Origin of the sequence: Lacipirellula limnantheis (genome assembly GCF_007746075.1) — a bacterium.
Lineage (GTDB): Bacteria > Planctomycetota > Planctomycetia > Pirellulales > Lacipirellulaceae > Lacipirellula > Lacipirellula limnantheis.
In genome coordinates, this window is sequence record NZ_CP036339.1 from 2,840,730 (window position 1) to 2,853,502 (window position 12,773).

The following is a 12,773-nucleotide window of genomic DNA, read 5'->3' on the forward strand; positions in this document are numbered from 1 at the left end:
ATTATGTGGTGTGCGGCAGGAGATCGATCGTCGCTGCGCGAACCAACGCGGCGACGTCGATAAACTCCGTAACTTGTTCTTGAATGATCGAGGTGAACAATACGCCCGGTCGACTCGCCCGCGAACGATCGGCCACGTGGTCGTCGACGATATCGAGAAACCGGTCGATAACGAGGCCGACCTGTTGATCTCCGGCAGCGCATACCACCACCGAAACGGCGTCGGACACGCTGTGACGTCGCCGCTGCGACCTTAACGAACGGCGGCCGAGTCGGAGACACTCTAACTCTTCGGAAACATCGACGAGCGGAAGGATATGTCCAAAATATTGGACCACCGGGCGAGCGCCGAGGTTTTCCAATGCTGTACGGGGAAACTCCTCCAGTCGGGCTACAAGCGATAAGGGCATTGCCATTTGCCCTCCGGCGGTGGGCGCGAACAGGAGCAGCGTTTGCCCTGCGCTCGCCACCGGCGCCGTCGGCCGTTCCTGTTCGCCGAGAGTTCGGCTCTTAGCCCCGGAGATCACGCTCGCGCGTTGAGCCAGGCCCAGCACGTCGAGGACGAGCGCGACTCGGCCGTCGCCCATGATTGCCGCGCCGGAAAAGACTGAGATTCCCTTGAGTTGCTTCTGCAGCGGCTTGACGACGATCTCTTCGGTATCGCGAATCGCGTCGACGACCAGTCCGAACGGGCGATCGTCGGCCTGCAAGACAATGATGTTTACATCGTCAGCGACGCCGCGAGTCACTTCAATCTGCAATTGCTCGTCGAGAAATACCAGCGGCAACAGAGTACCGCGCAGCCGATACACTGGTGCGCCGTGCATGCGCTCGATGCCCCTCAGCGCCTGATCAGGATTGAGCGACACAAGTTCCAACAGGCTCACTTGCGGGATGGCGTACCGTTCGCCGCCACTGTCGATGATCAGTGCCGGAATGATCGCAAGAGTCAGCGGAATTTTCGTGCGGATCGTCGTTCCTTGCCCCTGAGGGCTTTCAACGTCGACCGTGCCGCCGATCTTCTCGATATTGGTGCGAACGACATCCATTCCCACGCCACGGCCAGAGAACTGAGTAACGCTTGCGGCCGTCGAGAATCCGGGCATGAAGATCAGCCGCAGGATTTCCTGCCGCGACATGCGGGCGACCACCTCCGGCGACACAAGCTTGGCGCTGAGCGCCTTGTCCCGCACGCGGGCCACGTCGATGCCGCCGCCGTCGTCGGTGATCTCAATGATCACCTTCCCCCCCTCATGGCAGGCGACCATCCGCAATCGCCCTTCCTCAGACTTGCCGCGCGATTTGCGAATCTCAGGCGGCTCGATTCCGTGATCGATCGCATTGCGGACCATATGTGTGAGCGGGTCGCGAATCGCTTCAATGAGCGTCTTATCGAGCTCGGTATCCTGCCCGTCCATCTCGAAGCGAACCTTTTTTCCGCAAGCCAGTGCCAGATCGCGAACCACCCGCGGGAACTTATTAAGCACGTTGCCAATTGGTTGCATCCGCGTCTTCATCACGCTCGCCTGCAATTCCGTGGTGAGCAGGTTGAGCCGCTGCACCGCGCCGAGAAAGGCGTCATCCTCGTGCGATGCGCTGTGCTGCAGAATCTGATTCCGCGATAAGACAAGCTCGCCTACGAGCGTCATCAACTTATCGAGCAGGCCCACGTCGACGCGAATGTTGGAGTCGGACACGTGGGCCGCCTTGGCGTCCGAGGCGGATTCCAAAGGTGGAAGTGCGATCGTCTCCGCAGGGGATGGGATGATGAGGGGGGGCGTCGGCGTCGTGACGTGAGCCATCGGCGGCGGTGCGACCGGTAATGCGATAACGGGCTGCGTGACGAGGAGAGCAGCCTCCGCTGGCTGCGCCGCCAGAACTTCGCCGTCCCCAGCCTCGCGCAAGCGATCTACTTCCGCAATCAGCGCTGAGTACTCGCCGGACCCTTCGTTCCCGAAAGTCTCGATGCTCGCCAGCATTTCGCGAATCGCATCAACCACGCTCAGCATCGCGGTTGCGATGGTGGGGGTGAATCGCATTTCGCCCGCGCGCAGCTTGCTAAGCAGACTTTCGGCGGAATGAGCGACCGCCTGGAGCTTGACCAGTCCCAAGAAACCAGCCGTTCCCTTGACGCTGTGCAGCGTGCGAAAGACCTGGGCGAGCGTATTCTTTTCGGCGGGTTCCTTCTCAAGCGTGATGAGATCGGAATCGAGCAACGCGAGGTTTTCGTGCGTTTCCAGCAAGAACTCGCGGAGGATTTCGCTATTCGACATGCCCAGTTCATCCGCTCGCTGAAATTACATCGCCGCTTGCGCGCCCTCCATGGAACATTTGTTCCCAACCAGCTCGCCTGTTTTTGGCTATCAGCCACTAAGCTGCCAGGCGCCTTGCCGCCCGCGGCGTCCTCAGCCGAACAACGAGTCAAGGATTGGTCCCACCTCGCTGGACGGAAAAGCCTTCTCGAAAATGGCAACCACGCCCAGTTGCCGCACGGGATCGAGCACTCGGGGATCGGTCTCGGTGGTTACCATCATAACTGGAATCGAGGAGGTTGCCGGATTTTGCTTCAAATAGCTCACCAGAGCCCGGCCATCCATCAGGGGCATGTTATAGTCCGTCACAATCAGATCACAACTTTCGCGAGCGGCGATGGCGATCGCGTGGGCTCCATCGGGCACTTTGAGAAACTGGGTGAATCCCAAGCCTTGGAGCACCGTCCGCACATGGATGCGCGCCGTGCTGCTGTCGTCGGCGATCAAAACCCGTAATTCGCGGCGATCCTTCTTTTCGCCGAGCGGGTGAAAAGCCCCGCTACAGGCGGCGGCTTGCAGCGGCATCGAAGCTCCCGTCACCATATTGAGCGCCTGGACCATTTGCTCGGCTGTAAACGGCTTGGGGAGTAGAAGGACTCGGTTGAGTTTGCTTAGCTCCGCGGACTCGCCGTCGTTGGCCTCGCTGGTAACGAGCACAAAGCCGGGGGCATTGATCCTGATCTCCTCGCGAATCTGTTGGGCCAGCTCCACCCCGTTGATATCCGATAGGTGCATGGCCGAAATCACCACTTGCGGCCGTAGGCTACGAACCGCTTCGATCGCAGCCTTTCCACTTGATACGGCGCCAACCACAAAAAGCGATCTTTCCTGCAGAAAGTTTTTGATGATTGTTGCTTGCACGCGAGACGGCTCCACGACGAGCACCGTCAGGGGCGTAATTTTCGATGCTATTGGCAGCGTGCTCGGCGGCATCGTCGCGATGTCGATGGTCGAGGCGGCATTCAATTCGGAGGGCAATTCCAGCATCGCCCTGGTTGCCCCCCGCTCGGGATCCTTCGGCAGAATTGCCGCGATCGCCTCCAGTTCGGCTACGACATCCGACATCTGCTGCACGCGCTCTTCGGGCGTCTTGGACAGCATTCGACGAAACAGATCATCGAGCTGCGGAGGTGACTCGGCCCGCGCCGCGCGGAGGCGGGGAATTTCGCCATCACGGTGCTTGAGCAAGATCTCCATGATGGTTGCGCCCCTATAGGGCGGCCCGCCGGTCAGTAAATAATGCAGCGTACAACCGAGACTGTATATGTCAGCCCGGTGATCGATGGTGGTGGAATCGATAGCCTGCTCCGGCGACATGTAGTCGACAGTGCCGATCACGCCGCCGGCCATCGTCACATCGGCGCCGGCCGCCGCACCTGCAGCCCCATGGTTGAGCCGAGCCAATCCCAGGTCGGTCACCTTGATCACGCCGCTTTCGTCGAGGAGCAAGTTATGTGGTTTTACATCGCGGTGAACAATCGCCTGCGCATGAGCATAGGCCAGTCCACGGGCAGCTTGGAGAATGCAATCGACGGCGCGTGACAGTGCGAACGTCCCTTCCCGTTCCAGGCAGGCCGCCAGATCACGGCCGTTGACGAACTCCATCACCAGAAAATGGCCCGCTTCGGCTTCGTCAGCGTCGTACGCCATGACAACGTTGGGGTGCCCCAGTGCGGCGATCGTTTCCACTTCACGTTGAAACCGCTTCACAAAGAGTGGGTTCTCAGAGAGATTCTCGGCCAATACCTTCAACGCCACGATCCGCTTCATGCGGCGGTGTCGGGCCTTGAACACAGTGCCCATGCCACCGGCGCCGAGGCGATCGAGAATGTCGTAGTTGCCAATGCGAAGCGAATCTCCCCGCCCTTCGTTCAAGGCCGCCAGCTGGAATCGAGTAAGGAGTCCCTTGTCGGAAACAAGCCTCGATAGTTCCTCTGGATCCCCGTTTGCTACAGCGACTAGCGAGGCCAATTCATCGTCAGGCAGTAAACCGCTGGCAACGGCATTGTCGACAAATTGCGAGAAAGATGCGGTGGCCTGACGTGTGTTCTCAAGCATAACAAGTTCAACTTACAGCGGGCGTGAAGGTGATCCCATGTTCGAATAGGGACCCCATAACGACCTGGTGAACAGCGGACGCCGTCGCTCCTCGATTTTAACACAAGTATGAGGTGCTCGACCATTTGCAAGAATCCAACCCCCGACAACGCCACGCCTCTTTTTTATTGATTCGCTCCAAGTCCTTGGTTTGCCGGAACTCGTCGGCATGCCCTTGGCGATTGGCTTCTCGTGAGTATTCGAAGCCTTTCAGAACGGCCGGCAGAACTTCCAATTGCTAGCTCGTTTCGCGGCCGTTTAGCTGTCGCGGCTCCCCGCAATATGGGCACGACTTGTCCACGCCGGCCTGATTGTAATCGCCAACCTCCCCGGGGGGGCGACCTGCCGGCCCCGAGGCTCGCTTGCCGAGTGACGGCGTAACGCGCGCCTCGGTGAATCCGTGCGCCGTAAGGATTGCGGCTACTTCGCCAAATCTGGGCGCGGCGGGCCGGTGTACGGTTTGGCTCCTAAGTCTGTCCTTCCGGTGCGTTTAACCTGCAGCGCCGCGGGATCAGTCGTCGTCGGCGGCGTGATGTAGCCGTGGTATCGCCCCATCCAGTAAGCAAGAAGCCACGCGCCGGGTTCGATCACGTCGGGATTGCTCGAACCGCCGTCAGCTTGCATCGTCCAATGGTCCCACCGCATCGGTTCCGTTTCACGCGGCGAGAACGCGCGAATGCCCGCCTTGTTCGCTTCGTAGCCCACGGGCGTCCGTAAATCGGCGCGATGCGAGTTTTGAAAGCTCCAGACCCGTAGGTCGAGCGGCCACTCGCGCAAGTGCCTGACCGACGGTCCGACCTCGCACTCGTTCCCGGTCAGGGCGCCGTACACAAAATTGAACCAAGGGTTCTGCTCAATCCGTACAAGCTCGTACGATCGTTCGAGACTTCGCCGATACTTTCCCCGCAGCAGCGGATCCTGTTCGTAGGCGAGGAGATTGGCGTAGCTCCAAAATCCCAGCTCATCCAAAAAATGGAGCACGCCGTCGGGAGGAAACGTGTTGCGCTGGCGGAGCGTGAAGTCAGGATAGCCAAGTGCGACGAGTCGATCGTAGGCCGTCCCCGCTTGTTCATCGCCGGCGAGCACATGAGCGGTCTTCATGAACGATAAGACCTCGAGCGCCTGCAGTCCGCGGTCGTACATCCCTTCTTCGGTGGTGAAGTACTCGGGATCCCAGCGGCCCCAACGCGTCGGTTGGCCGTCGACGTCGATGAGCTTCCAACCATTATTGGCGATATGCGCGGCGATGCTCGCGAGATGGCGTTTGGCCTGCTCGACTTCTTCACCCTGTGCGACGTGGTCGAGGAAGAGCCTCGTGGCGTAAAAGTGCGAACAGACTTCGTCGCTGGATGTATCGCCTTTCCACTCGAACAGCCCGTCCGCCGTGTCATGCCACTCTGCCGGGGCGCCCCCCGAACCGTGGTCGGCTTGATGTCCCACCTCGCCCTTGGCCCAGACTGAACGGGCGAGGAATCCCGGCATCGACGTCATCGACTCGAGCCAGCGGAGAGCTTGAAAGGTCTGCACTGCTTGCTCGCGGGCGACGGAATCCTTCGTGACGGCGTAGCGATAGGCTTGAGCGGCCAGATAATTGCCCGTGTAGCCGCCGTCGTTGTCACTGACCTCGCGGACGTATTCCTGCCGCTTGCCGTCCCATTCCAGCTTGTGGGTAAAGCCCAGGCGCCGCTGGCCCCACTCGTCCAAATGACGTTCGTAGTAGTCGGCCTTCTTCTGTAACGTGTACGGCTCATACTCGATGACGCCGAGCCCTTTGGGAGTCGCGAAATATGCCGCACGGTCGCTGACGGCAATCGCGTTGACCTGCTCGTCGGGGAGCCAGCGCCGCCCGGCGAAGTAGTGAAAGGCTCCGTCGACCATCCGGATGGCGCCGCGAGTAGTTCCGATCCAAAGGTCGTCGTCGAACCCCTTTGCCAGACAATGAGCGTCCTCGTAACAGAGTCCTTGTTCGCCCCGAATAACGGTCATGAGCATCCCGCGCAGCATCGCCAAGCCTCGGTCGGTCGCAATGTATAACCGACTGCCTTGGCTCAGGGCGTCGCGCGTTGAGAGCGAAGGGAGCATTCCCCAGTCCCACGCTTTGTCGGAGGGCCACCCATAGACGTTCCTGGCGCCGATCCGATTTCCGTCGACGAAAGTAAGCCTTCCCGAACCAAGGACGTAGAGCGTTTCGCAGTGGGAAATGATGCGGGCAATAGGAAACGGCGACTCCGCTGCCGAATATGGCTGCAGGCCCTCGCCGACGACGCGCCATAGGCGCCGCTCGCTGGCAACGATTGTTTCGCCGAGATGGGCGGTGAGATCGTTAAACGACTCGCCGGAGAGCTTCTGCCATACGCTGCCTTCCAGCCGGTACAAGCCATCGCTGGCAATTGCCCACATCGCAGATTCCGTAGACACCAGTCGACGAATCGGTTGCGACATTTCGGCCACCGGAAGAAGCTGTTCCCCGTCAACGACGAACAGCCCCTGGTCGGAACCCGCAATAATGCGTTGGCCGAAACTGGCGACGCTCGTCAGTGCAACCGACGATGGGATCTGCCGACCGACCTCTTGCAGATAGACTTCGTCAATGACGGCTTCCGAGCCTCGTCTTCGCGGCTGATCGGCCGAAACAATAGGAAGAGGCGTCATACCATTCGGCAACCATGATAGGAACGCGACGGCGAACAGGTACATGATTCTCATTGTGGACAACTCATGGTGGAGTTCGCGGTTTCGTGCCGACAAGCCGGGCTTATTGGTTGGCGAGGCCGCAGGTCGCTCGAGCGCACTGGGCGCCGGGCACAACGTGATAGTAATTCATTACGATAGGCGTGGCCAATCGCCGATCGGCCATCGGCCGCGGGCCATGGTTCCTGACTGGAAGGAAGTCGCGGCGAGGGCAACCCGACTGGTTTGAGCCAGGCACTCGCGGAGCGTTGTTGAGGGAAGTGCGGGCCGTTGTCGCTACGAAGCTAGGTCAGCGCGCCGCGGCGAACGAATAACTCGGCGCCTCGGAGTGATGTGAACGCACGGGACGCAACGCGCGACGCCGGGTCCAACAAGTGACGCACGTCAGCAAAAGGCTCAACCTAATGCGTCTAGGCGCTGGACATGTTGTTGTTTAGTCCGGCAGCCGCCTTGCCGCCGTCGTCGCCGCCCATCAACACGTTATGTTTGCGGCCAATGGCCACAGACAAACCATCCGCTCGCTGAAGTGTTTGAGGATGCTTAGCGATCCATTCTCGCAGTCGTGGACTTGGAGATCCCAGCGCGGCAGCACGTATTGCAACGCCTGGCCGATGGGACTCATGGGTAGCACCACTCGGTTCCGCCCATGGTGAGCACGTGTCCGGGGCCGTCGCCGCACAGATATTGCTCATTCGTATAGGCCGCCGCCGCGGCGCCTTGGCTGCCCTGAAATGCGGTTTCCCCCCGAACTCAGTGCCGTCGGCCCGCCGCATCACGCCTCTTCGCCGCTCGCGGTTGAAGGCTGAGTCCATATCATGGGGCGGCCAGCGCATGCTGGCCCGCCGCCGCCTCAATGCGCCTGACGGGCACGGCAAGAACGCGGCCGTGTTCAAATTATCTTCGTCAAAGTCGGGCGCTAGCGAGAAAACATCCTAAGATGAGCGTTGGGCGATCTTCAGCCACGAGTGAAGCTTTGTCCGCCCGCCCGACGATTCTGAGAACTGTTAATGCGACTTGCGAACTTTATCCTTTCGAACGTCGAGCCTATCCTTGCCGAGTCGGAGACCTTCGCCCGGAGCATCGTCCCTGGCGAGAATCTCGGCCAGCTCGCCCTGCGTGATCATGCCGGGCAGATCCTGCAAGCCACCGCGCGGGACATGAAATTCCCCCAATCCGCGGCGGAGCAAGCGAAGAAATCTAAGGGCCTAGATCACGGTCCGTCAGGAGACGCCCTCGATGGAGCCTCCAAATTACATGCCGTCGATCGTTTGGGCCTTGGCTTTAACTTGCTTGAGGTGATGAGCGAATATCGGGCGTTGCGTGCCAGCGTACTTCGACTTTGGCGCGAGAGTTTACCCGCCCCCGACGATCGCGACGTCGATGACATCACCCGGTTTAATGAATCACTTGACCAGTCGATCACTAAGGCGGTTGCCAGTTATACAAGTCGCGTTGATCAGGCCCGGGATATGTTCCTGGCGATACTGAGTCACGACTTGCGCAATCCGCTCAACTCCATCGGCATGAACGCGCACTTGGTGCCTCTGGTGTGTGCCGATCCTGTCGAGGCGATGGCGTGCGGCCAGCAGATCACTCGCAGCGTTACGGTCATGGAGCGGATGATCTCCGACCTTCTCGACTACACCCGAACTCGGCTAGGCGCCGGGATGCCCGTCAAACCTGCGCCGTTAGACCTAGGAAGCGTAGCTCGGGAGCTATTTAATGAATTCCGCACCGCTCATCCCGACCGCGATATTCAACTCCGCACTGATGGTGACCTGAACGGTCGGTGGGATGCTGACCGCGTCCGCCAGGCCAACTCCAACCTCCTGGGTAACGCGATTGAACACGGCTCGGCCGATTACCCTGTGACGCTTGCACTTCGCGGCGAAACGACCAATGTCTTCATTGAGGTGCATAACGGCGGCGATCCCATTCTGCCCGGGGAGATGCAGAAAATCTTCGACCCGCTCGTTCGCGGCTCCAGCGCCGAACACCCTCGAAAAAATCGCCCTGGCAGCATCGGCATGGGGTTATACATCGCACGCGAAGTCGCCAAGTCGCACAACGGACGAATCGAAGTGACTTCTTCCCCTGAAGAAGGCACTTCGTTCACGATTCGTCTCCCGCGCGAAAGCGCGCCGCGAGAGGGGCAGCCGATACTGGATGCGGGCCACATTGAGAACATGTAAGGGAAGCATGATCCTAGTTGTTGACGACCAGAAAAACGCTGGCGCGGGCCTTCAACGCCTTCTTCGCTACGCCGGTCACGGAGCCTTCACAGGCGCTTGACCTACCGTACGCAGCGCATTGTTCAAGTCGCAGCACTCATGCACCAGAGACATTGCCAAACGGACTGCGAAGAATCTCGTAGGCTTTCACGCGAAAAGGAATGCGCTAAGCAGAAAAGTTCGACGAAGATCTCAAAATTCCACCCGTTGGCTCGAGACTAGCGATTCTTCGCAACTGCAAGTAGCAGGGGTCGCGTCAGTCGCATCCTGGCTCAGGCGAACCCTGCCCATCAACCACTGGTTGGGGCTGCGGTCCGCCTCGGCGTCGACTCGCTTCAAGCTAGCAGCCGATCGCCGCCATTCGTGCTGCAACTTGGCTCGGCAGGAAAATCGCATCCATTTACGCCGGTGAAGGTACTTTCACCGGAGGCATGTTCAATGTTCAAACCAAGAAAGCCGGCCGTTGGCAAGGGCGAACCAGGCATTGGCGTACCGGCCGCAGATCACGGCGTTCCCAACAAATCCGCGAGCGCTGGTAAAGATGAGCGAACCGAAGTTCCGATTCGGACCGGTCCCGGCCGAGGCCGAGCTGGCGGCGGTGCGACCGACGAAACCACAGCCGCGAGAGATACCGCTGCTCAATGCGGTCGTGGATTGAAGCGTTAGCGATCCTCGGGACGTCGAAGCGGCTCGGCGAGACGCCAGCCGCGCCGTTCCCTTGGGTTTTAACTTCCACCGGAGCGGAGCCGCGGTGCGCAAACGGCGGCTGCCAATAGAGATGCGGCTCTCTTTGGTGGGGAGCTGCCGGAGGTCGGTGCAGATTAGCTCAGTGAGACGCCCCTCTAGACAGGCGCGCGGCGAGAGCGCAGAACGGGAAGCTCGTCCGTTGAGTACTCAGTAATGAACTTCAGCCGGAGCAGCGGGATTGATACGAGCCCCGAGCCGCGCCACACGCCGGGAACCTGGACCATCACGGAGCGAGGTTCAAGGCTCCGCGAAACAATCTCGCCCTCAACCCCGCCGACGGATTGCACCTTGTCCCCAATTTTCATTTTCATGTGGCGCATCCTCTCCGACGCCAACTGGAATAGATAGGCCAGATTCGGATCTGGCCAGCTAGCCCACGCGAGGCGTCGTGGAGGTTAGCTCAGAGCGAATCTCGCCGCTTCGCAGCGGCGTGCCGCGGGATTCGTGAATCATCCCCCGAAAAGGTTACTCCACCTCACGGCTGGCAGTGCTATACTGCAGGCGTACGAGCTGAAGCCACTTGGCTCCCTAAGCCGCTGCTCACCGCAGCGACCGATTGATCGTTCATCGCCGGCCAAGTTCAGCGCACGTTTTGCCGTAGGCAATTCTCATGGCCTCCCCACCCTGCGGCTCGTGCTTAGGCACGGGTCGTTGCCCGCGATGCATGGGCGTCGGGTCGTTTCCTTCCGAAGACCAGAGCGACCCCGCACGCCGGCGCGCCTGCCGTACCTGTCACGCCTCGGGGCGCTGCAAGGAGTGCAGTTCATCGACCGCGCGCCTGGCGAGCGCCTGCCCGGCTCGCACGCCGAACGCTAGAGTCAAGCAGGGAGGCGTCGCCTAGGACGATTTTCGCTCAAACAGCACGGCGACAATCCATAGCAAGCCTGCCACCGGCGCGATGATGGCTGCCGTCAGCTTGTACGGGTTGTGCATGAACCACATGACGGGAACGCACCCGACTAGGATGACCTGGAGGGCGAGAACCAGAAGATTATGGCGTCGTAACACGCTTCTCACTCTACCACTCACGGGCCGACGGGCAACACGTTCGTCGTGGCTCACGCCGCTTTGAGCGACGCGTCTAGGAGTAAGCATCAGTAACTGGGGGCGAGCTGTCTTCACGCCCGTGGCGCTACCTGAAAGGTCAGGAGTGCGAACACGCAAATCGACTTCAATCGGGAGTGTGGCGGTGCATCGCGCCCGCAGCCGCACACGGCGCTGTGCGCCGTGAACTTTCTTGAAGGCTGTCTCCCCCTCCAGGTGCGTGCCAGGCGCGCAGAGTTCCCGGCATAAGTTGTGCACGTCAACTGAGCGTAGCGGCTCACGGCAGCATTCCCGGGGCGTTACACGATTCCAGCAACAGGAGACGCCATGAAAGGTTTTGTACAGGATATCGAAGAGTTAGCCGTCACAAATGACGAGTTCCGCCGCGTACTGTACACGGCGAAGAACTGTCAACTTGTCGTGATGTCATTAGAGCCCGGAGCAGAGATCGGGATGGAAGTCCACAAGCTCGACCAATTTTTTCGGGTCGAAAAGGGAAGCGGCGAAGCGATTCTTGACGGGGTATCGACGGCGATCCGAGAGGGCTTCGCGATCGTCGTCCCCGCCGGAACCAAGCATAACATCGTCAATACGGGCAGCACCCCGCTGAAACTCTACACGCTCTACGCGCCGCCGAATCATCGCGATGGCGTCGTCCACCACACGCGCGAAGACGCCGAAGCGGATAACGAGCATTTCGACGGCAAGACGACGGAAAACGAAGCCATCCTGGCCCGCGACGACCGGGACAAGTGAGATTCCTTTTCATCCGGCGCCTTGGAGCCAGATGGGGCATCTTCTCGCGACCATGGGAACCGATCGACTTCTTAGCGGCGACAACCGCAAGGCGGCGCGAACACCTTGAGCAGTTCTTTGGCAAGCAACCAACCTCTCGGCACGTGCCCCACTACGCCGCCACGGCGGGCCTGCTGTCCCCGTTGCCGAATCAGCCCCGACTCGAATTCGGCCATCGAATCTTTCATCTCCAAGAGCAGCCTGTCGTTAAACTGTTTTGGATCGTAAGCGCCATCTTGATCAAGGACGAGCGTGCCGGTCAACGCACACAGATCGATCAGCTGATGCTAGTCGCGATTGTTACGGACCTTGCGCGAAGCTTCGACGGCCAGAACGGCTCCGACTTGACCGTCGCAGACTGCAGCTAAGCGTCTCCCGAAACCCGGACGATCCACTGAACCAGCGCCCGAGCATCCTAAGTCCTCGTTAGTCACGAAGACACTGCGAAACTTCCATCGCTGCGCTTGCTCGCGCGGCTCGCACTGGCAGCATCGACTCTCCTGATGTTCCGTTACTTGGTGCATCGCAGACTGTCGTAAGTAGATATGGGCGGCTCGTTCAAGGTGAGTCGGCTTAATCTCTTCGTTCATCGACACCCGCCCTTCGGCCGGCTTCCGACTTGACGATCTAGCCGAGCAGCCGGCTGAACAGTTATCGTATGCGACTTTTCTGCCGCTTCTGAATCTGCCTCGATAGCCGCGGGCCGACTTTTCAGGGCAAGCTGAGTTGTTTGGGGGCTGGCCGTTGCGGGCGCATCCGTCGTCCCTCCATTCGGATGATCACGGGTTGCTTTATGGGTAAGCTCCACGTTCGCCGAGCCGCTGAAGGCAGCGCTCCGCGACGTTACCACTTCGCCG

General features: G+C 60.1%; 8 protein-coding genes. 2 read left to right on the forward strand and 6 right to left on the reverse strand.

Annotated elements, in window-relative coordinates; genetic code table 11:
• Position 1: 1 nt before the first annotated feature.
• From I41_RS11175 to I41_RS11185, 3 genes are all read right to left on the reverse strand, one after another.
• Positions 2–2,272 (reverse strand): chemotaxis protein CheA, encoded by a 2,271-nt coding sequence (locus tag I41_RS11175; protein WP_145432623.1) that lies wholly within the window; start codon positions 2,270–2,272, stop codon positions 2–4.
• A 132-nt stretch (positions 2,273–2,404) separates the two neighbouring features.
• Positions 2,405–4,369, reverse strand: coding sequence for a protein kinase domain-containing protein (locus I41_RS11180; protein ID WP_145432625.1), 1,965 nt, complete (start codon positions 4,367–4,369; stop codon positions 2,405–2,407).
• Positions 4,370–4,828: 459 nt separating this feature from the next.
• A complete protein-coding gene (locus I41_RS11185) occupies positions 4,829–7,060 on the reverse strand; it encodes a hypothetical protein (protein WP_145432626.1) in 2,232 nt (743 codons plus the stop codon).
• Between the two features lie 1,337 nt (positions 7,061–8,397).
• Here I41_RS11185 and I41_RS11190 point away from each other — a divergent pair.
• The gene (locus I41_RS11190) at positions 8,398–9,291 is read left to right on the forward strand and encodes a sensor histidine kinase (RefSeq protein ID WP_210421160.1); all 894 of its coding nucleotides are present in this window, start codon (positions 8,398–8,400) and stop codon (positions 9,289–9,291) included.
• An 881-nt stretch (positions 9,292–10,172) separates the two neighbouring features.
• On the opposite strand, the gene I41_RS11195 is transcribed toward I41_RS11190, so the two are convergent.
• Positions 10,173–10,388, reverse strand: a complete 216-nt coding sequence (locus I41_RS11195) for a hypothetical protein (protein ID WP_145432630.1) — start codon at positions 10,386–10,388, stop codon at positions 10,173–10,175.
• A 526-nt stretch (positions 10,389–10,914) separates the two neighbouring features.
• On the reverse strand, positions 10,915–11,085 hold the full coding sequence (locus I41_RS27200; RefSeq protein WP_168206815.1) for a hypothetical protein: 171 nt from the start codon (positions 11,083–11,085) through the stop codon (positions 10,915–10,917).
• Positions 11,086–11,448: 363 nt separating this feature from the next.
• On the opposite strand from I41_RS27200, the gene I41_RS11200 reads away from it, so the two are divergent.
• Positions 11,449–11,877 carry a cupin domain-containing protein gene (locus tag I41_RS11200; RefSeq protein WP_145432632.1) on the forward strand — a complete coding sequence of 143 codons (429 nt, stop codon included), beginning with the start codon at positions 11,449–11,451 and terminating at the stop codon, positions 11,875–11,877.
• A 71-nt stretch (positions 11,878–11,948) separates the two neighbouring features.
• Here the strand turns inward: I41_RS11200 and I41_RS28525 are convergent, their stop codons facing one another.
• A complete protein-coding gene (locus I41_RS28525; protein ID WP_145436325.1) occupies positions 11,949–12,197 on the reverse strand; it encodes a recombinase family protein in 249 nt (82 codons plus the stop codon).
• Between the last annotated feature and the right edge of the window lie 576 nt (positions 12,198–12,773).